We start from the raw sequence: 20,749 nt of genomic DNA on the forward strand, positions 1-20,749 counted from the left end.
CATGAGCAACACCAGCAACACCAGCAACACCCGCAACGACGCCCGGCCCGTCCTGGAGATCGACCGGCTCACCCTGAGCCTCCCCGAAGGCCAGGCCGCCCGGCCCCTCCTCGACGGCGTCTCCCTGACCGTCGCCCGCGGCGAGACCGTCGGCCTCGTCGGCGAGTCCGGCTCGGGCAAGTCCGTCGCCTGCCGCAGCGTCCTCGGCCTGCTGCCCGGCGGCGCCCGCACCACCGGCGAGATCCGCGTCGGAGGACGCGACGTCCTCACGATGGACCGGGCCGGACTCTCCTCCGTCCGGGCCCGCGAGGTCTCCATGGTCTTCCAGGACCCGCGCGCCTCCGTCAACCCGCTGCGCCGCGTGGGCGACTTCGTCACCGAGGGCCTGCGGGCCGCCGGCACCCCCGCCGCCAAGGCCACCGCCCGCGCCGAGGAACTCCTCGACGCCGTCGGCATCCGCGACCCGCGCGGCGCCCTGCGCCGCCGCCCGCACGAGTTCTCCGGCGGCATGCTCCAGCGCGTCGTCATCGCCGCCGCCCTCGCGGGCGACCCGGCGCTGATCGTCGCCGACGAGCCCACCACCGCCCTCGACGTCACCACCCAGGCCGAGATCATCGCGATCCTCACCCGCCTGCAGGCCGAACGCGGCACCGGACTCCTCTTCGTCACGCACGACCTCGAACTGGCGTCGGCCATCTGCGACCGGGTGTACGTGATGTACGCCGGCCGCATCGTCGAGACCCGCGCCGCCGGCGAACTCTTCGACCGGCCGCGCCACCCCTACACCGCGGGCCTCCTCTCCTGCACCCCGCGCATCGAGCCCGACGCACCGGCCCCCCGCCCCATCGAGGGCCGCCCGGTCTCCGTCTCCGAGGCGCCGCCGGGCTGCCACTTCGCCGCCCGCTGCCCGTACGCCCTGCCCCGCTGCGAGGAAGAGGCACCCGCGCTCACCGCCCACGGCGAGGGGCTCGCCGCCTGCCACCGCGCCGACGAAGGGATCCTGCTGTGACCACCACCGTGAAGGGAGAGGGCCTGGTCGTCACGGGGCTCCGCAAGGAGTACGGCGACCACACCGCCGTCGACGACGTGTCCTTCACCCTCGCCCCCGGCTCCTCCCTCGGCATCGTCGGCGAGTCGGGCAGCGGCAAGACCACCACCGTGCGCATGCTCGTCGGCCTCGAACGGGCCGACGCCGGCACCGTCACCCTCGACGGCCGCGACCGCTCCGCCCGCCCCCGCGGCCGGGCCGAACGGCTGGCCAGGGCCCGCGAGATCCAGATGGTCTTCCAGGACCCCTACCTCTCCCTCGACCCCCGGATCACCGCGGGTGGCTGCGTGGACGAGGTGCTGCGGCTGCACTTCAGGCTGGACCCGGCGGCGCGGCGGGCCCGGGTCGCCGAACTCCTCGACCAGGTGGGCCTCGGCCCCCGCGAGGCCGACGCCCTCCCGCGCCGCCTCTCCGGCGGCCAGCGGCAGCGCGTCGCCATCGCCCGGGCCCTGGCCGCCGAGCCCCGGGTCCTCGTCCTCGACGAGGCGGTGGCCGCCCTGGACGTCTCCATCCAGGCCCAGATCCTCGAACTCCTCGGCAGGATCAGGCGCGAGGCCGGGGTCGGCTTCCTCTTCGTCACCCACGACCTCGCGGTCGTGCGCCACATCACCGACGAACTGGTGGTGCTCCGCTCAGGCCGCATCGTCGAGTCCGGCCCGACCTCCCGCGTCCTCACCGCCCCGGAACACCCCTACACCCGCCTCCTCCTGGACTCGGTCCCCCGACGCGGCTGGGACCCGGCCCGCATCGCGGGCGCCCGGGCGGCCGTGGGCTGACCGGTTCGGGCGCCGAGGGCCGCCCGAGCCGGTCAGGCGGAGAGCAGTCCCCGGTAGAGCGCGAACAGCCGGGGCGCGCCCCCCTCCTCGTCCCCGATCCGCGCGAGCTCGCGCCAGCACTCCGCGGCCGAGGCCCGGGCCGCCACCGCCGGCCAGGGGCGGGGGAGGAGTTCGGGCGGCAACAGGGGATCGGGCTCCATGGCCTCACCGAACGCGGCGGCCAGCCGCACGCTGAGCCCCAGCCGCTCCGCCCGGTCCGGCGGGCACGGCCCCGCGAGCCGGTCCAGGACCTCCCGGGCGAGCCCGGCGACCCGCTCGTACCGCGCGGCGACCTCGTCCAGCGGCCACAGCGCGGCGGCCAGCCCGGCCGGGTCACGGAGCGCGCCCCGCCGCAGGTCGGTGCTGGTCAGCCGGGTGAGCGCGGCGGCCACACCGAGCCGTTCCGCCTCGGCCTCGACGAGCGGCCCGATCGCGTGGGGACTCACGTAGAGCCCGCTCTGCAGCGGCGCCGCGCCCAGCCGGACCAGGGTGTCGCGCAGCGCGTCGCGGGCCGGCCGGCTGGACTCGGGCACCGCGAACCCGAAGAGGTGCCAGGTGCCGTCCCAGGGGGCGCCGCCCCGGTCCTGGGCATAGGCGAGGCGGACGTACGCCACGTCCGGGGCGAACGCGCCGTCGGTGTCGGCGACCGCGCGCAGCAGGGCCTTGCGCCCGCGCCCCTCGTGGCTGAACTTCCCTTCGGCGACCAGCCGTTTGACGCAGAGCCGGACCTGTTGGTCGCTCATCCCGAGCAGTCCGCCCACCGCGTAGAGCTCCCCGGCGTCCACGGTGCCGTCCGTACGGACCAGGGCGTGGACCAGCATCCGGGTGGGGACGGCGGGGACGGCGGGGACGGGGGGCGCGGCCGGTCCGGCCGGTGCGGGCGTGGTGCTCATCGGGCCCGGCCCCCTTCCGGGGCGTCCGCCGCGTCGGCGCCCGTGACCGGCCGGTGCATGGTGGTGACGGCGCCGAAGCCCATCAGATCCCGCAGGAACGGCGTCCGTTCGGTCCGCACGGCGACGAACCCGTGCCGCTCGTAGAGGGCCCGCGCCCGGGGGTTGACGTCGATGACGTCGAGCCGGACGCGCCGGCAGCCCTGCTCCGCTGCGACCGCCACGACCTCGCGGAGCAGCAGCCCGCCGATGCCGAGCCCCCGCCGCCCGGCGTCCACGGCGATCCCGTCCATGACGAGCTCGCCCGCCGCGGGCCGCCGCTCCAGGAGCGCCAGCAGGGCCAGGCGCGGCAGCCCCCGCACCGCGCCGTACGCCGACAGCACGTCACCCGCCCCGCCGCCCATGAGCCCGCGCCCGCCGAGCCGGTATCCGGCGACCCCGGCCACGGCCCCGTCGACGAGGGCGACCAGCCCGCGGTCGTGATGGAGGTGTTCCGCGAGGAAGGCCCGCCCCTTGGCGGCAGGCCCGAGCGCGGACCCGAGTTTGCGCCCGAACGCCTCCCAGTACAGCTCGGCGACCCGGGACTCGGCCCCCGGCGGGACATCTCTGCGGACGGCAGCGGCAGCATTCTTCATCTATCAAGGCTAATACGGTCGTACGTAAAATGAACGTCAGTCGGTGAACGCGGCCGTGACGAGCGCCTTGATGGAGGCGAGCGGGGAGCCCTGGCCGGTCGGGTTCAGGGAGTACACGACACGGTGCCTGAGGTCCCGGGTGGCGAAGAACCCGTTGTCCCAGCCGGGGCGCGAGCCCGTCTTGCCCCAGACGTACGCGTGGTTCGGGAGCTCGAAGCGCATCAGCCCGCCGACGCTGAAGCAGGCGTCCGGGCCGACGCAGTTGGTGTTGCCGGCGGCGCTCGGCACCGCGGGTATCTCGAACACCAGGCGCTGTTGGGCGGGCGGGAGCAGCCTCCCCCGGAACAGGGCGGTGAGGAAGCGGTCCAGGTCGGCGGCGGTGGAGATCACGCCGCCCTCGGCCCACGGGTACGGGCTCTGCTCCGTGACGTCCTGCCCGCGGACGTACACCCGCGCGTGCGGCGAGGGTATGCCCAGGTCGTCGGCGGCGGGCAGGCTCGTGTGCCGCAGGCTCAGCGGTCGGATGATCCGCCGCTCCAGTTCGTGGGCGAAGGGGCGCCCGGTGACCCGCTCGACGACCAGGCCCAAGACCAGGGAGTTGAGCCCGTTGTACTGCTGTACGGAGCCGGCGACGGGCGGGGTGCCGGCGGCCTCCGCGAAGGACCGGCGCAGGGTCTCCTGGGGCGTCACCGACCGCAGCCACCAGCCGGGCCCGTCGTCCGGGCCGGGCGTGGCGGCGGGCTTGGGCAGCCCGCTGGTGTGGTCGAGCAGCCGGCGCACCGTCACGCGGTCGTACGCGGCGGGCATCAGCCCGGGGACGTACCGCCGCGCCGGCGCGTCGAGGTCGACGCGGTGCTCGGCGGCGAGCTGGAGCACCACGGTGTTCGTGAACACCTTGGTGGCGCTGCCGATCCGGAAGTGCGCGTCGGGCGTGACCGGACCGGCCGTGATCCCCACGCCGTCCCGTCTGACCAGCGCACCCGCCACCACGGCGTCGGGGAGGCGGCTCAGGATGTCCTGGACGGTGGGGTGCGCCGGAGCCGTCGTGGCCGTGATGGTGGCGCCGGCGGGGGCGCCCGAGGCGGGCACGGCGTTCGCGGGCAGGGCCGTGACGCCGACGGTGACGGCGGTGGCCAGGGCCAGGGCGGTGGCGGTGTGGCGGATGCCCATCGCGGTTCCTCCGGAGCGGTGTCGACTGGTCGTTCTGACACCGTCAACTCTGCTGGAGAGGGCCACTGTTGCCCATCGGTGATCACCCGGAACGGAACCCGGGGACGCCCCTGAGGCGCACCCCTGAGACGCCCGAGGGGCGCGCGCCTCACTCCACCGCGCCCCCTCCCGCGATCAGCCCCCGTCGACCGGCAGCAGCGCCGGTCGCTTCGCCGTGCGGCCGTCGCCCGACGAGCGGCCGCGCAGCCGCCGGGTCAGCCAGGGCGTGAGGAAGGAGGCCAGCCAGGCGACTTCGGCGACGGCCGCGCGCGGGCCGGTGGCCGGCCGGACGGGGGGCGGCGGGAGCGGGTGGGACCAGGAGGCGTCGCTTCCGGGGAGGCCGAGGGCCTCGGCGACGGCGGCGGCGATCCTGTCGTGACCCAGCGGCGACGCGTGCAGCCGGTCGGTGCTCCACAGGCGGGGGTCGGTGACGACCGGGTGGTGGCCGGTCTCCACGACGAGGACGCCATGGGGCCGCGCGACCTCCCGGATGCGGGCGTTCATCGCGGCGATGCGGGGCGCGACGGGGCGGGCCGCCGGGATCAGCCGGGTGAGGTCGGGAAAGGTCAGGGTCACGACCCGGGCGCCCTGGGCGGTGAGCGCGGCGAACATCGACTCCAGCTGCCCGGCGACCTCGTCCGCGTCGAACCGGGGCCGCAGCAGGTCGTTCACCCCCGCCACCACGCTCGCCAGGTCCGGGCGCAGCGCGAGCGCCGGCCCGAGCTGCTCCGCCCGCACCTGTCCGGCGAGCCGGCCCCGTACGGCCAGGTTGGCGTAGTGGAGGTCCGGGCTGTCCCGGGCGACCAGTCCGGCGAGCCGGTCGGCCCAGCCGCGCAGCCCCCGGACGTCGTCGCCGTCCCCGACGCCCTCCGTCTGGCTGTCCCCGAGGGCGACGTACCGCAGGTACCGGGGGCCCGCCTGGACCGTCATGCGACCGACCGCCTTCTCTCGTCCGTGGGGCAGGCGCGCGTCGACGACCGGTCGCTCACCCTCGCACCCGCATCTGCACTCGCGAATATTGCTATTCGCTTTGTTGAGTATAAGGCGGGCGGGAGCGGGCGCCTCAGCCCACGTGCACGCGCGGGCGGCGGGACCGGTCGGGTTCCGCCTCGCGCAGCACCTCGCGGGTGACCGGGGCGACCTCGCCCTGGCCGAAGAGGAAGAAGCGCAGGAAGTTGGCGAAGGGGTTGCCCTCGGTCCACTCGAAGTAGATGTGCGGGCGGACGCCGGTCAGGTCGCGGGCGTGCAGGAGCAGCGCGCCCAGCGCGTTGGGGACGGAGGAGCTCTCCACGGTCAGGACGCGGTAGCGCTCGTGCAGGACCTCGCCCCGCACGGTCAGGCCGGCCTCGAACTCGGAGGGGTCGGTGATGGTGACCTCGACGAAGACGAAGTCCTCGGTGGTGGGGAGGTCGTTGTCCGCGCGGATCTGCTCGATCTTCTCGCGGTACTCGGCCTTGTCGCGCCGGTCGGGCTCGTTGGCGATGAACCGCGGGGTGCGGTTGGCGATGTCGCGGATGAACCGCTCGGCCAGGTCGTCCAGGTCGACGTGGGTGACGCGCAGCTCGAAGGCGCGGCCGAGGCGGGAGAGCAGCGAGATGAGGATGATGCCGGCGATGAAGCAGGCGCCGATCTTCACGCCGTCGGGCCGCTCGATGACGTTCACGACGGTCGTGTAGAGGAAGACGGCCGAGATGACGCCGAAGCCGATCGTCCAGCCGCGCTGGCCGGCCTTGCGGGCCGCGATGGTCACCGCGATGGCCGCCGAACAGATCAGGACGAGGACGCCGGTCGCGTACGCCCCGCCCTGCGCGTCCACGTCCGCGTCGAAGATCCACGTGACGAGGAAGGCGACCAGGATGAAGACGATCACCATGGGGCGCACGGCACGGGCCCAGTGCGGGGCCATGCCGTAGCGGGGCAGGTAGCGGGGCATCAGGTTGAGCAGTCCGGCCATCGCGGAGGCGCCCGCGAACCAGAGGATCGCGATCGTGGCGACGTCGTAGACCGTGCCGAAGGTGTTGCCCAGGTACTCGTGGGCGAGATAGGCGAGCGCGCGGCCGTTGGCCTGGCCGCCGGACTCGAACTCCTTCTGCGGGATCAGGACCGTGGTGATGAAGCTGGTCGAGATCAGGAACACGCTCATGATGAGCGCGGCGGTGGTCAGCAGCTTCTTCGTGTCGCGGATCCGGCCCGCCGGCTTCTCCTCGGTGTCGTCCGGGTCGCCCTTGACGTGCGGCATGACCGCCACGCCGGTCTCGAAGCCGGAGAGCCCCAGCGCCAGTTTGGGGAAGACGAGGAGGGCCACGCCGATCATCACGAAGACGTTGCCGTGCTCCGCGGTCAGCGCCGTGGTCCAGTCCGTCACCACGTGCCCCTCGGTCAGCACGTGCCACAGGCCGGTGATGACGACCACCACGTTCAGGGACAGATAGATCCCGACGAGCGCGACCGCGACGCCGATGGCCTCCAGGAAGCCCTTGAGGAAGACCGCGCCGAGCAGGGCGACCAGCACCAGGGTGATCAGCAGCTGCTTGTCGTGCAGGGCCTCGGACAGATGCGGGTTCTCGACCAGGTGGGTCGAGGCGTCGGCGGCCGAGAGGGTGATCGTGATGAGGAAGTCGGTGGCCGCGAAGCCGAGCAGGGTGAGGACGAACAGCTTGCCCTTCCAGAAGGAGAGCAGGCGTTCCAGCATCGCGATCGACCCCTCGCCCCGGTGGCTCTCCTCGGCCACTCGCCGGTAGACCGGCAGGGCGCCCACGAGCGTCACGACGACGAGGACGACGGTGGCGACGGGGGACAGCAGTCCGGCCGCGAGGGCGGCGATGCCCGGCTGATAGCCGAGTGTCGAGAAATAGTCGACGCCGGTCAGACACATGACCCGCCACCAGGGCTGGCCCTTGTGCTCCATCCCGGACTCGCGCCCGGCGCCTTCGGGCTGCTCGGGGGCGGTGGTCCGCCCCTTGCCCATGTCGGACAGGCCTTCCAGCATCCAGGCGCGCAGGCGACCGGAACGGGCGGTGGAGGACGTGGGCATCGAGGGGCTCCTGCTGTCCGGGCGGAGGGCTGGTCGGTTTTCGGCCATCGATCGGACGGCGGCCGAGTCAGCGTACGCAAGAGAGGTGCGGCGAACCCGCCGACGGGCGTCAGGAACCCGTCAAGATCCCCCCTGCGGCCGTCGCGTGTGTCACAGACGGCGCAGCCCGGGGCGTGGGCATCGGGGCGTGGGCGCCGGGGCGTCGGCCCGGAAGCCGGTCGCCGGGGCCGAGAATCCGCGGCCCGTACGCGCGCTGCCGGCGGAGGGTAGCCTGGCGCGCATCGGACAGGGGGGAGCCGGGGATGGACGACGACCGCGAGCCGGTGTTCAGGCGCAGCCGGTACGGATGGCGTTACGAGTACAACCCGCGCAACCCGGTCGGGCTCGCCCTCATCCTCGTCACCCTCGCCTTCGTCGGCGTGATGATGCTCCTCATGGCCAACCGCGCCGGCCCCTTCGCACCCCCGGCCGGCCCGACCTGGAGCCCGCCGGCCGAGGAATGGCCGCACCCGACGTCCTCCGTCACGCCGTAGGCCGCCGGGACGCCGCCCACGGCGGAGCACCTGAAGATCATTCAGAAGACTTGAAGATCATTTTGGTAGGCATTGTCTTGTCCGCCCTCTTCGTGGCGCCCTACGGTGCGGGAACCGCACTGATCAGGTCATTCATCCAGGGGGAACCATGTCCGCAGCAGAGCCGCGCCCAGCCGCGCCCGCCCGCTCCGCGACCGCGACAGCCATCGGCTGGACGCTCACCATCGGGCTCAACGTCGTCGCACCCGTCCTCACCTTCGGGGCGCTCAGCGACCGCGGCTGGAGCGACTTCGCCGCGCTGCTCGCCAGCGGCGTCTGGCCCGTCCTCGACACCGTCGTCCACCTCGTCTGGCACCGGAAGATGGACGAGTTCGCCGTCGTCACCCTCTTCTTCCTGGCCCTCACCGCCGTCGTCTCGCTGGCCGGCACCCACTCGGCGCGGGCCCTGCTCGTCAAGGACTCCGCCGTCACCGGCCTCTTCGGCGTACTGTGCCTGGCCACGCTCCTCGCCCCCAAGCCCCTCATGTTCTACTTCGGGCGCCGCTTCTCCACCGACGGCACCGCCGAGAGCCACGCCTGGTGGAACGGCCTCTGGCAGTTCGAGGGCTTCCGCACCGTCATGCGCCGCATGACGATCGTCTGGGGCGTCGCCTACCTCGTCGAGGCCGCCGCCCGCGTCGGCCTCTCGTACACGCTCTCCGTCGAGGCGATGCTCGTCGCCAACCCGGTCCTCATCTACGGCACCCTCGGCCTGCTCGTCCTGTGGACCATCCGCACCGCCAAGCGCGGTCGCGCCGAGGGCGCGGCCAGGGCCGAAGCGGCCGGGCGCGCCGCCGAGGCCGGGGCCTGACACCGTCACATCCCTCCCGGGGGCGGTTCCGTGCCTCAGCGCACGGGGCCGCCCGCGCCCGCCCCGCTCCGGGCCGCGCAGTCCAACAGCGTCGGCAGCGCCGCCGCCAGCGCCTCCACCCCGTGCGCGTACGGCAGCCGCAGCCGGTCCCGGAAACCGTCCACCGGCGAGAACGCCGAACCCGGCACCACCGACACACCGCGCCGCCGCGCCAGTTGCGCCGTCGCCTCCGTGTCGGCGCCCGGCACCCGCACCCACAGCGCCGGGCCGCCCGCCGGCCGTGTCCACTCCCACCCCGGCGCCTCGGCGCGCAGCAGCTCCTCCGCCGTCGCGAGCCGTTCCCGCAGCACCGCGCGCCGCCGCGCCCGCGCCCCCGGCAGCCCGGCGAGCAGCCGGACCGCCACCAGCTGGTCGACCACCGAGCACGACAGGTCGACCGAGGTCTTGATCTTCGCGAGCCGGGCCACCACCTGCGGCGAGGACCGCACCCAGCCCACCCGCAGCCCGCCCCAGAACAGCTTCGACAAGGTGCCCACCGTCACCGTCGACCCGCTCGGCAGCCCCGCCACCAGCGGCACCACCGCCTCGTCCCCGTCCAGCGACAGCTCCGCGCACGCCGTGTCCTCGACCGTGAACAGGCCCAGCTCGCCGAGCACCCCGCGCCACGCCCGGCGCGCCGCCTCGTCCAGGCTCCGACCCGTCGGATTGTGCGCCGTCGGCTGCAGATAGACGAGCCGCGGGCGCACCGACCCGCACAGCCGCCGCAGCCGCGCCGCACCCACCCCGTCCGGCTCGTCCGCCTCGTTGATGTTCACCGGCACCAGCCGCGCCCCGCGCGCCCGCAGTGCCTCAAGCGCGCCCCGGTACGTGGGGTCCTCCACCACCACCGTGTCACCCGGGTCCACCAGCGCCTGCGCCACCAGCCACACCGCCTGCTGGGAGCCCGCCGTCACCAGGATCTCCTCCGCCTCCGTCGGCACCCCCGCCGCCCGGTAGTACGCGGCGACCCCCTCCCGCAGCTCCGGCAGCCCGTACGGGTGGTAGCCGTCGGCCCCCAGGAACGGCGCCACGTCCCCGGCCGCCAGCGACCCCACCGCCTCCGCCACGTCACCGAGCCCCGGCAGCGCCCCGCTCGACAGGTCGGCCGTCCCCGCGCGGGCGTCGAAACTGGCCAGCCGCCCCTCCATGGGGTGCCGGTCGAGCACCCCGGAACCGCGCAGCCGCGAACCGCTGCCGCGCACGCTCTCCAGCCGCCCCTCGCCCTCCAGAAGCCCGTACGCCGCCGTCACCGTGGACCGGCTGACCCCCAGCACCACCGCCAGCTCCCGCTGCGAGGGCAGCACCGTGCCCGCCGGCACGTCCCCCCGCTCCACGAGCTCCCGCAGCGCGTCCGCGAGCCGCCGCGGCAGCGGACCCGGCCCCTCCGACGCCCATCCGGTGAGCAGTCGGGACAATCGCGTCGAGGGAATCCTGGCCATGTGTCCCATCTTGGCCACCGGGCCTCCCCGCAGGCCAATCGGCCCCGAGTGGTCGTTGCCGCGACCGGGCCCCGGACCGAGGATCGGTGACACCGCCACAGAAAGGGAGCGTGAGGGCATTGGCCACGGTGGTGCTGGTCGGGACACTCGACACCAAGGGGGAGGAGTACGCGTGGCTGCGGGAGCGGCTGCGCGAGTACGGGGCCGACGTCCTCCTCGTCGACACCGGCGTGCTGCCACCGCCCGAGCACATCCCCGTCCCCGACATCCCCGCCGAACTCGTCGCCCGCGCCGGCGGCCACGAGCTGACGGCGCTGCGCGCCGCGGGCGACCGGGGTGCGGCGGTCGCCGCCATGGCCGACGGCCTCACCCGCGTCGTCCTCGACCTGCACCGCGGCGGCCGTGCCCACGCCGTGCTCGCCGCCGCCGGCAGCGGCGGCTCCTCCATCGCCGCCCAGGCCATGCGGGCCCTGCCCATCGGCGTACCGAAGATCCTGGTCAGCACCATGGCGGGCGGCGACGTCTCGCCGTACGTCGACAGCAGCGACCTCACCATGATGTACAGCGTCGTCGACATCGCCGGCCTCAACTCCGTCTCCCGCCAGGTCCTCGGCAACGCCGCCGCGGCGGCCGCCGGCATGGCCCGCCGCCACGAACGCAACCAGGACCGGTCCGCGGGACGCGGCCGGAAGGTCGTCGCGGCCACCATGTTCGGCGTCACCACGCCCGCCGTGGACACCGCTCGCGCCCGGCTCGCCGAACACGGCTACGAGGTTCTCGTCTTCCACGCCACCGGCGCGGGCGGCCGGGCCGTCGAGAAACTGGCCCGCGACGGCCTGCTCGACGGCGTCCTCGACCTCACCACCACCGAACTCGCCGACGAACTCGTCGGCGGGGTGCTCAGCGCCGGCCCGCGCCGCCTGACCGCCGCCGGCGCCGCCGGAATCCCGCAGGTCGTGGCCCCCGGCGCCCTCGACATGGTCAACTTCGGGCCCGAGGCCAGCGTCCCCGAGCGCTTCGCCGGACGCCGGCTCCTCGTCCACAACGCGACCGTCACCCTGATGCGCACCACCAGTGCCGAGATGGCCGAACTCGGCGCCGGCATCGGGCGCAAGCTGGCCGCCGCCCGCGGCCCCGCCGAGGTGTTCTGGCCGCGCCGCGGCGTCTCGGCCGTCGACGTGGCCGGCGGCCCGTTCGCCGACCCGGACGCCGACGCCGCCGGGCTCCACGCCCTGCGCCGCGCCGTCGCCGGCAGCGGCGTGCGCATCCACGAGCTCGACGCCCACGTCAACGACGCCTCCTTCGCCGTCGCCATGGCCGACCGGCTGCACCAGCTCATCGGCGCCCACACACCCCCGGCCCCGGCCATGACCGCGGCCCCGGCCGCGCCCCGGAGGACCTCGTGAACCGTCAGGACGTACTCGCCCGGCTGCACGCCCAGATCGCCCAGGGCCGGCCCATCGTCGGAGCCGGCGCGGGCACCGGACTCTCCGCCAAGTGCGCCGAGGCAGGCGGCGTCGACCTCCTCATCATCTACAACTCCGGCCGCTACCGGATGGCCGGCCGCGGCTCCCTCGCCGGACTGCTCCCCTACGGCGACGCCAACGCCATCGTCAAGGACATGGCCCGCGAGGTCCTGCCCGTGGTCCGCGACACGCCCGTCCTCGCCGGGGTGTGCGGCACGGACCCCTTCCGGCGCATGGACCTCTTCCTGGACGAGCTCAAGGCCATGGGCTTCGCCGGGGTGCAGAACTTTCCCACCGTCGGCCTCTACGACGGCACCTTCCGGGTCAACCTGGAGGAGACCGGGATGGGCTACGGCCTGGAGGTCGACATGGTCCGCGCCGCCCACGAGCGCGACCTGCTCACCGCGCCGTACGTCTTCGACCCGGAGCAGGCCGCCGACATGGCCCGGGCCGGGGCCGACGTCCTCGTCCCGCACGTGGGCCTCACCACGAAGGGCGCCATCGGCGCCGGTACCGCCCTCACCCTGGACCGCGCGGCGGCGGCCGTACAGGAGATGCACGACGCCGCCAAACGGGTGAGGCCCGACGTGCTCGTGCTCTGTCACGGCGGCCCCATCGCCGAACCCGAGGACGCCGCCTACGTCCTGGCGCACACCACCGGGGTCGTCGGCTTCTTCGGCGCCTCCTCGGTCGAGCGGCTGCCCACCGAACGGGCCATCACCGAGCAGACGAGGGCCTTCAAGGCGCTGTCGCCGGGCCACTGATCCCAGGGGCGACGGCACGGTTGTCAGAGGCGTGCCGTACAACGGGTGACGGGGAACGAAGTCCGTGGGGGACCGGCATGGAAACAAGCACGGAGGAGGGGAGCGTCGACCGCGCTCCCTTCGCCGGACGGCGAGCCGAGCTCGCCCGACTGGAATCACTGCTGCGGTCACCGGGGCGCCGAAGGGCCGACGCCCCCAAGGCCGTCGACATCACCGGCGAGCCCGGAGTCGGCAAGAGCCGCCTCCTCACCGAGCTCGCCGCCCGCGCCCGCCGGGCCGGCGTCACCGTCCTGCACGGCCGGGCGTCGGACCGCGAGCGGCCCCTGCCCTTCGAGGTGTTCGCCGACGCCTTCGCGGACCTCGCCGCGGCCGGCGGGGAGCCCCGCCCCACCGGCGTGCCCGACACCGCCGACCCGGCGGACGCCGTACGCGTGGCCTGCGGCGCGGGACGCGTCCCGCCGTCCGGGGGCGCGCCGGTCCGGCCGGTACGCCACCCGGTCCGGCCGCCCGCCCGGGCGCCGTGGACGGTCCCCGACTTCCCGCCGGGCACCGACCCCGTCCGGTCGCGGCCGGGCACCGTCCCGCCCGCGACCGGGACCGCGCCGCCCGCGGGCGCCGGGCCGTGGGCGGACCCCGGCGGACACGGCCGGGCCGGCCCCTCCGGATGGCAGCTGCCGGGGCCCCAGGCGCAGGTCTGGCCGGAGCCGTACGGACTCTTCCGGCGGACCGCGGAAGCCCTCGCCAGGGTCGCCGAGCCCGCCCTGCTCCTCGTCCTCGACGACGTGCACCGCGCCGACCCCGAATCGCTCGACCTCCTCGACCACCTGCTGCGCCACCCGGTGGCCGCGCCCGTGCTCGTGGTGACGGCCCGCCGCGAGCAGCGGACCCCGCCCGCCCTCGCCGCCGCCCTCGCCCGGGGCGCCGAGAGCGGCACCCTCACCAGGATCGCGCTCGGCCCCCTCGGCGAGGCGGAGTGCGCCGACCGGCTCGCCCCCGGACTGCCCCGGGACCGCGTGGCCGAACTGCACGCGGCCAGCGGCGGGAACCCCGCCTACTTCCTGGCCCTCGCGGGCGGCCGGGGCAGCGGCGGCGCCCTCGCCGTCCTCTTCGACGAACTCGCCCCGCTCGGCCCCCCGGCACGCGCCGTCGTCGACGCCGTCGCCCTCCTCGGCGACGAGGCCCGCACCGACCTGCTGCCCGCCGTCACCGGCGCCACCCGCGACGAGCTCGTCCACGCCGTACGGGAACTGGTGCGGCTCGACCTCGTGCGCCCGCACCCCGACGGGCACATCCTGGAGCTGCGACACCCGGCCCTCGCCCGGCTGGTGCGCCGGGCCATGGACCCACTGCGGCGCCGCGAATACCACCGCCGGGCGGCCGACGGCCTCGCCGGCGCGGGCGCGCCCGCCACCGCGCGCGCGGCGCACATCGAGCGCTACCTGACGCGCTGGGAGCCCGCCGCTGCCGCCGCCCTGGTGCGGGCCGCCGAGCTGACCGAGGCCACCGACCCGGCGCTCACCGCCCGCCGCCTGGCCGCCGTCCTCGACGTCCTGCCCGACGCCCCCGAACACCGCCAGGCCCGCGTGGAGCTGAAACTGCGCCGGGCCCGCGCCCTCGGCCTCGCCGGCCGCGTCGAGGAGAGCCGGGACCTGCTGCACCGGCTCCTCGCCCTGTGCCGCGAGGAAGGAGCCGGCCGCCGCACCGGCGCCCGCTGCCCCGCCACCACCGGCGAGGAGGAGCCCCGCAGCGCCGCCGTGCTCCTGTGCGCCTTCATGGAACGGCACCTGGGCCGCTACCGGGAGGCCGACGCCCTGATCCGCCGCGAACTGCGCCGCGGCCCCGGCCCCCGCCCCGCGCTCCGCCTGCGGCTCGTCGTCGAATGGGGCTGCCGCGCCCTCTTCGAGGCCCGCTTCCCCGAGGTCCGCGCCGAACTCGCCGCCACCCTCGCCGCCGCCCGCGCGCGCGAGGACGAGCCCGGCACCCTCGGGGCGCTCACCCTGGGCGCCCTCGGCGAGGCGTACGAGGGGGAGACCGCCGCCGCCCGCGCCCACGCGGACGAGGCCGCCGCGCTCGTCGACGCCATGACCGACGGCGAACTCACCGCGTGCTGCGAGGCCCTGGTCCGGCTCGGCTGGAGCGAGATCTTCCTCGACGACCCGGCCTCGGCCGAACGCCACACCACCCGGGGCATCGCCCTCGCCCGCCGCGCCGGACGCCCCTTCGCCCTCTCCCAGATGCTGCTGTGCGCCGCGTACGTCCAGTCCCTCACCGGCCGCGTCGACACCTCCCTCGGCCTCGCCGACGAGGCGCTGACCCTCGCCCGGACCCTCGGCGGCGTCGAGGTCGTCGGCTTCAGCCGGGCCATCAGGGCCACGATCCTGCTCCAGGCCCGGCCCCTCGGCGACCCCGAGGCCCTCGCCGCCGCCGAGGAGGCCGCCGCCACCGTCGGCACCGCCGGCGGCTGGTGGGGCACCCTCGCCCGCAGCCTGCTCGCCCACGCGATCCCCGTAGCCACGGACCCGTACCGGGTACGGGACGTCCTGCTCACCACGGGCGGCGGCCCCGCCCTGCCCCGGATCCAGCCCTCCGTACGCCCCGGCTTCCTCGAACTCCTCACCGCGGCCTCCCTCAACACCGGCGACCTGCCCGGCGCGCACCACGCGGCCCGGCTCGCCGAAAGGGAGGCCGACCGCCTGGACCTGCCCGGCCAGCGGGCCGCCGCCCTGCGGGCCCGCGCCCGGCTGAGCCTCCACGCGGGCGAACAGGCCGCGGCGGCGGCGCTGTTCGACCGGTCCGCGCACGAGTACGCCCGCGCGGGCGTCGGCCTCCGCGAGGCCCACACCCTGCTGCTCGGCGCTCCCGTGGCCCGGGCGGCCGGGGACCCGGCCGAGGCCGCCGCGATGTGGCGCCGGGCCCGCAGCCTGGCCACCGCCGGAGGCGCCCGCCTGCTCACCGACCTCGCCGACCGCACCCGCACCGCGGCCCTGGGCCCCGATCCCACGGCACCCGGCACCGCGCGGCCGGGCCCCGCGGCGGACGCGGAAGGACCGCTCGCCACACTCACCCCCCGCGAACGCGAGATCTCCGTGCTCGTCGCCGAAGGCCTCACCAACCAGGCCGTCGCCGACCGCCTCTGCCTCAGCCCCCGCACGGTCGAGAGCCACGTGGCCCGGGTCTACCGCAAGACCGGCGTCATGACCCGCGCCGGCCTCGCCTCCCTCGTGGCCCGAACGACGGGTTGAGGGGCGGGGGAGGGACGGCGAGAGGGACGGGGAGAAGGGCGGGCCGAGGGACGGGACGGGCTGAGGGACAACCGGGCACCACGGGGGAGCCGGGGCCTGGCTCCGGCCCGGCCCCGGGGCCAGGGCCCGAGGCCGAGGCTGAGCCCGAGGCCGAGGCCGGGGCCCGAGGCCGCGGCCGGGGCCCGAGGTCCGCGGCCGGGGCCCGAGCGCGAGCCCAGGGCCCGCGGCTGAGGCCCGAGCCCGAGGCCCGAGCCCGAGGCCCGGACCCGGGGCCCGAGCCCACAGCGGCAGGCTTCGGTCGCCCTCCCCGTCAGAAGGAGTCCGTCGTGCCGAGCAGGGCCTCGCACTCGGCGGCGACCACGGAGAGCGTGCCGTCCGGGTCGGGCAGGTCCTGCACTCCGGCGTGCACCCGCCGCGCCCGCCCGTCGGCCGCGCCCGTCCGCCCCAGCCCCCACTCCAGGCGCACCGCGAGGAGTTCGCACAGCCACAGGTCGGAGCGGGTGGGCTCGCCGCAGGTCCGCAGGGCGGCGATGGCCCGCTCCGCCTGGCCGAGCGCCCGCTCGAAGAGGGCGGTGAGTTCGGCGTACCGCTCGGCCGAGTCGACCTCCTCGAACGGTGCCGCCTCCGCCGTCTCCACGAGGAGATGCGCGAACTGCTGGTGCGTGTGCCCCAGTTCCGCCGTGCCGCGGTCCCGCTCCTCGCCCGTCCCGGCGAGGGCCAGCGCCCGCTCGTTCTCCCGCAGGGCCTCCGCCATGACGACCTCGCCTTCGGCCGCCCCCGAGACCTTCAGCACCTCCCAGGCCCGGCCGCGCAGCGCGCGCACCGCCCCGATCCGGTCACCGAGCGCCCGCCACAGGTCGGCCGCCCGCTCGTAGGCGCGGGCCGACTCCTCCGGCATTCCCGCCGCCGCCAGGGCTTCCGCCGCCTGTTGGGAGAGGGCCGCGTGAGGGTGCCGGTCCGCCCAGTCGCGGGTCCCCGCGGCGGCCAGCGCGTACTGCTCGGCGGCCTGCCGGGGCTCGCCGAGACCCGTCGCCGCGTGCGCCAGCCACACCCGCGCCTGGACCAGGTCCGCCGGGTCGTGCCCGGCGGACAGCTCCGGCAGCACCGCCTCCAGGAGGGCGGCGGCCTCGTGGAACCGCCCGAGCGCGCAGTAGTGCCCGCCCAGCCGCAACCGCACCAGCGCACCGAGCCCGGCCCCCTCGCCGGCGGAACCGGCGAAGAGGTCGGCGTCCAGCAGCAGCGTCTCCGCCTCGGGCCCCGGACCCTCCAGACCGGTCACCGCCTGGGCGAGCGCCAGGCAGAAGCGGGCCCGGTCGCCCGGACCGAGCAGCTCCACCCGCGCGCCGTCGCCGAGGACGCCCCGCGCCACGGCCGCCGCCCGCTCGTGGTCCCCCACCGCCGACAGCAGGCTCACGAGCAGCAGTTCGCCGGGGGTGGCGAGCCAGGGCCGCCCCGCTTCGTGATGGTCGGTCACGGCGGCCGTCGCGAGCCGCACGGCGGCCCTCGGATCCTCCGGCGCGGTGATCCGCGCGAGCAGCTCGACGGCGGAGGCGATCCGGCTCAGCAGCTCCGGATCCCCGCGCCGGTCCCGCCCCACCCGCGCCTCCTCGGCGAAGGCCAGCAGCCGATGGATCTCCTCCCGGGCCCGGGACAGGTCGGCGCCGGCCGAACCGTCCGCCGCCGTGCCGATCGAGGGCGCGCGGTCCGTCGGGCCGAGCGCCGGGCCCCGCACGTCCCCGGCAGGCGTCGCGGGCGAGCCCTCGGCCCCTCCACAGACCGCCGCGCCGGCCGCCACATCCATCGGTACGAGCTCCGCCCCCAGCCCTGCCACCAGCGCCCGGCAGCGCAGCAACAGCACCGTCGCCGTCTCGGCGGCGGTGGCCAGCCCGGCCGTGTGCAGGGCTTCGGCCCGTACGCACAACGCGTCGAGCCCGTCCGCCGGGGCGTCCGGCGTGACGATCAGCGCACGGGCCCGCGACACCAGGGCCCGCCCGTCGCGCCGGGCTCGTACGTGCAGGTCCGCCGCGCGCGTGAACAGCGCCGCCGCTTCGGGGCCGCCCGCGTCGGACCGCTGGAGGTCGAGGGCCTCGGCGTCCAGGGCGTCGGCGGCGTCGGCAGGGGCGAGCGCGTCACCCCGGGCCTCGACGGCGGCCCGGGCACGGACCCACACCGCCCTCGCCGACGGGTGACCGCCGGCCGTCAACGCGCGGGCGCGCGCGACCAGTTCCTCCGGACTCTCCACGGTGGCGGTGCCGACGGCAGCCCGCCCGCTTCCCTGCTCGTAACCACCGGCACCGGCACCGGCACCGGCACCGACACCGACACCAGCCGTACAGGCGGCCTCGTCCAGCACGGTGACCTCGGCCGCTCCGCCCCACCCCGGCGTCGCCGCGTCGAGCAGCGGTTCCGCCGTCATCCGGGCCCGTACCAGTGCGGACGTACGGGAGTTGCCGTTGCGGGCGTCGAAGAGTGCCGCCCGGGCGAGGGCCTCCTGGCTCGCGTACGCGTGGAGCGACGCCGCCGTCCACTCCGTGCCGGCCGGTCCGGGCACCGGGCGGCCGCCCTGGCCGAGGGTGACGAGCCGGCCCGTCAGCAGGGCCGCGCAGGTCAGCCACTGGAGGTAGGGGCCGACGTCGCCGCGCAGCCCCCAGCGGGCGGACTGTTCGGCGAGGATCTCCAGGCCGCGCGTCTCGGCGCCGGTCAGCGCGCAGAACTCGATGTGCGCGGCGACGGAGGCGGTGAGGCCGGCCTCGGCGCGGGCCATGCGGTAGCCGCGCAGATGGTGGGCGCGGGCCTCGTCGAGCCGTCCGAGGCGGACCAGGGGGAGCAGGGAGAGCGCGAGGACGGCGTGCGGTTCGTGCATGCAGCCCGCGCTCCCGTCGAGCACCGGCCGCCACACGGCGAGGGCGCGGGCGTCCTCGCCCCGCTCGGTCTCCCACCGGCCGCGTTCGTGCAGCTCACAGGCGTGGCAGTCGGCCATCTCGTCGCGGTCGGAGGCGAGCATCGCGGCCAGCGCGCGCTCGGCGCGCGGTAGGTCGCCGAGGTGCCGGGCCACTTCGAACTCCCGGGAGTGGACGGCGCGTTCGGAGTGTCCGGCGAGCCGGTAGCGGTGCCGCATCTCGGCGAGCCACCGCTCGATCGAGTCGAGGGGGATGCCGGGCTGGTCGAGCGCGTTGCCGCTGACCCACTTGAACATCCAGAACAGCTCGTGGGTGTCGTCCTCGTCGAAGTCGGCCGGGTTCTCGTCCCACATCCGCAGCAGGCGCGCGAACGGCACGAACATCTTGTCGCCCTCCGCGCTGGAGGTGTACGCGACGGTGAGTTCCGTGAGGGCCTCGACGAGCAGCGGCCGGTCGCCGGTCGCCTCCGCCTCGGCGACCAGCCGCTCGGCGCGGGCGTTGCGGGCGGAGCCGTACGGTTCCTCGCTGTTGCGGTAGACGTCGGTGCGGATCTCGTCGAGGGGGCGGCGGCTCATCGGTGTTCTCCGGAGGGGCGTTCGGGGGTCGGATCGGCCGTACGGGCCGTCCCGCCGGGACCCGGTCGCACGGACCGTTCGAGGAGGCCGAGGAAGGTGCGGTTGAGGAGGGCGTTGTCGGCGGGGCGGAGGGGGCGTTGGGCCATGAGGAGGGCTTGTCCGTAGAGGGCTTCGACGGCGGTGGCGGTGAGGTGGGGGTCGTCGAGGGTGGCGATGCGGCGGACGAGCGGGTTGTGGTGGTTGAGGACGAGGCGGGCGCGGGGTGTGCCGCCGCGCAGGGAGCCGAGGATGCCGGCCCACAGGTCGTCGGCCTCGCCCTCCGCCTCCGCCCGCGCCTGCTCGTGCCGGCCGTCGCGTGCGTCGAGCAGCAGGGCGGGCAGGGTGAGCGGCCGGTAGGCGCGCAGGGTGACGTCGCAGTCGAGCGCGTCGAGGGTCGTGCGAGCGACGGACAGGAAGGCGGCGAGGGCGCGTTCGTGGTCGGGGGCGACGGTGCCCAGGCGGTCGGTGACGGTGTCGGCGTCGAGTTCGGCCACGACGGCCCCCGGGAGCACCGACGGCAAGCGCTCCACGAGCGCGCAGTCGTAGGTGTAGCCGCCGTTGACGACGCCGATGCCCTGGGCGGCGGCGATCGCGGCGACCTGGCGGAACTCCTCGACGGTGCGGGTGAAGTGGACGACCGGATGACGGCGGGCGAACTCGTCCAGGGAGAGGCGCCCGTCCGTGGTCTCGAACGGCAGCCACGGCAGCATGGCGGCCAGGATCCCGTCGTCGTGCCGCGCCAGCGACTTCACGCCGAGGTGGTGGACCGCGAGGAGGCGGCGCAGACGCGCCGGATCGCTCGCCGCGAGCTCCGCGAGCCAGTCGCGGACGGCCCCGCCGAGGGCTTCGCGCACGCCTTCGAGCGTCTCGTCCTCGTACAGCGACTCGCGCGAGGCGGTGGGGCGCAGGGTGTCCGTGTCCAGCACGCAGCGGACGAAGAACGCCCAGTCGGGCAGCAGTCCGTCGGCCTTCTCGGTCAGCAGCATGCCCTTGAGATGGACCCGGTGGCCGGCGCGGTGGGCCGGGCTGACCTGCGACGGCAGCACGTAGGCGACGCCGCGCAGCCCGGCCAGGGGCACGTCGAGCTCGATGACGTCGAGCGGCGTGAAGCCCAGGGTCTGGCGGCAGTGGGCGGCGAGCGCGGTGCCGCGCTCCCCGGGGCTCGCGAAGGCACGGTCCCAGACGGGTGGTGTGTCGGTGACGGGTTCGTCTCCGACGTGGATGGTGTGGGGGAGGTGGGTGCCGTAGTGGCGGGCGAGGGTGAGGGCGCG

Annotated in this window: 15 protein-coding genes; 7 read left to right on the forward strand and 8 right to left on the reverse strand. The window is 75.7% G+C overall.

Translation table 11 applies throughout. The features are described from left to right. Window position 1: 1 nt before the first annotated feature. Window positions 2–1,009, forward strand: a complete 1,008-nt coding sequence (locus AB0Q96_RS13210) for an ABC transporter ATP-binding protein (protein ID WP_365324688.1) — start codon at window positions 2–4, stop codon at window positions 1,007–1,009. A gap of 8 nt (window positions 1,010–1,017) precedes the next feature. Continuing rightward, a complete protein-coding gene (locus AB0Q96_RS13215; RefSeq protein ID WP_365324760.1) occupies window positions 1,018–1,824 on the forward strand; it encodes an ATP-binding cassette domain-containing protein in 807 nt (268 codons plus the stop codon). A 32-nt stretch (window positions 1,825–1,856) separates the two neighbouring features. On the opposite strand, the gene AB0Q96_RS13220 is transcribed toward AB0Q96_RS13215, so the two are convergent. From AB0Q96_RS13220 to AB0Q96_RS13240, 5 genes are all read right to left on the reverse strand, one after another. Next, window positions 1,857–2,756, reverse strand: coding sequence for a PaaX family transcriptional regulator C-terminal domain-containing protein (locus tag AB0Q96_RS13220; RefSeq protein ID WP_365324690.1), 900 nt, complete (start codon window positions 2,754–2,756; stop codon window positions 1,857–1,859). Continuing rightward, window positions 2,753–3,388 (reverse strand): GNAT family N-acetyltransferase, encoded by a 636-nt coding sequence (locus tag AB0Q96_RS13225; protein WP_365324692.1) that lies wholly within the window; start codon window positions 3,386–3,388, stop codon window positions 2,753–2,755. Before AB0Q96_RS13225 ends, AB0Q96_RS13220 begins: the two co-directional genes overlap by 4 nt. 36 nt (window positions 3,389–3,424) lie before the next feature. Beyond that, window positions 3,425–4,558 carry a serine hydrolase domain-containing protein gene (locus tag AB0Q96_RS13230; RefSeq protein WP_365324694.1) on the reverse strand — a complete coding sequence of 378 codons (1,134 nt, stop codon included), beginning with the start codon at window positions 4,556–4,558 and terminating at the stop codon, window positions 3,425–3,427. Window positions 4,559–4,732: 174 nt separating this feature from the next. After that, window positions 4,733–5,527: an SGNH/GDSL hydrolase family protein gene (locus AB0Q96_RS13235; RefSeq protein WP_365324696.1), complete on the reverse strand. Its 795-nt coding sequence runs from the start codon at window positions 5,525–5,527 to the stop codon at window positions 4,733–4,735. Window positions 5,528–5,660: 133 nt separating this feature from the next. Continuing rightward, a complete protein-coding gene (locus AB0Q96_RS13240) occupies window positions 5,661–7,631 on the reverse strand; it encodes an amino acid transporter (RefSeq protein ID WP_365324698.1) in 1,971 nt (656 codons plus the stop codon). Between the two features lie 302 nt (window positions 7,632–7,933). On the opposite strand from AB0Q96_RS13240, the gene AB0Q96_RS13245 reads away from it, so the two are divergent. Then, window positions 7,934–8,164: a hypothetical protein gene (locus tag AB0Q96_RS13245; protein ID WP_365324700.1), complete on the forward strand. Its 231-nt coding sequence runs from the start codon at window positions 7,934–7,936 to the stop codon at window positions 8,162–8,164. 148 nt (window positions 8,165–8,312) lie between these two features. Beyond that, entirely contained in the window at window positions 8,313–9,014 is a 702-nt protein-coding gene (locus AB0Q96_RS13250; protein ID WP_365324702.1) for a VC0807 family protein, read from the forward strand. A 35-nt stretch (window positions 9,015–9,049) separates the two neighbouring features. Here the strand turns inward: AB0Q96_RS13250 and AB0Q96_RS13255 are convergent, their stop codons facing one another. Further along, entirely contained in the window at window positions 9,050–10,492 is a 1,443-nt protein-coding gene (locus tag AB0Q96_RS13255) for a PLP-dependent aminotransferase family protein (protein WP_365324704.1), read from the reverse strand. A 119-nt stretch (window positions 10,493–10,611) separates the two neighbouring features. Between AB0Q96_RS13255 and AB0Q96_RS13260 the strand changes: the two genes are divergently transcribed. From AB0Q96_RS13260 to AB0Q96_RS13270, 3 genes are all read left to right on the forward strand, one after another. After that, entirely contained in the window at window positions 10,612–11,898 is a 1,287-nt protein-coding gene (locus tag AB0Q96_RS13260; RefSeq protein WP_365324762.1) for a Tm-1-like ATP-binding domain-containing protein, read from the forward strand. Next, window positions 11,895–12,722, forward strand: coding sequence for a phosphoenolpyruvate hydrolase family protein (locus AB0Q96_RS13265; RefSeq protein WP_365324706.1), 828 nt, complete (start codon window positions 11,895–11,897; stop codon window positions 12,720–12,722). The genes AB0Q96_RS13260 and AB0Q96_RS13265 overlap by 4 nt, the downstream gene beginning before the upstream one ends. Window positions 12,723–12,799: 77 nt before the next feature. Then, on the forward strand, window positions 12,800–15,964 hold the full coding sequence (locus AB0Q96_RS13270) for an AAA family ATPase (RefSeq protein ID WP_365324708.1): 3,165 nt from the start codon (window positions 12,800–12,802) through the stop codon (window positions 15,962–15,964). A 310-nt stretch (window positions 15,965–16,274) separates the two neighbouring features. Here the strand turns inward: AB0Q96_RS13270 and AB0Q96_RS13275 are convergent, their stop codons facing one another. After that, complete coding sequence (locus tag AB0Q96_RS13275; RefSeq protein WP_365324710.1) at window positions 16,275–19,439, reverse strand: tetratricopeptide repeat protein; 3,165 nt, start codon at window positions 19,437–19,439, stop codon at window positions 16,275–16,277. Further along, the coding region (locus AB0Q96_RS13280; RefSeq protein WP_365324712.1) for an HSP90 family protein at window positions 19,436–20,749 on the reverse strand (1,314 nt) is incomplete at its 5' end. The genes AB0Q96_RS13275 and AB0Q96_RS13280, both read right to left, overlap by 4 nt.

Origin of the sequence: Streptomyces sp. NPDC093111 (genome assembly GCF_040683955.1) — a bacterium.
Classification (GTDB): Bacteria; Actinomycetota; Actinomycetes; order Streptomycetales; family Streptomycetaceae; genus Streptomyces.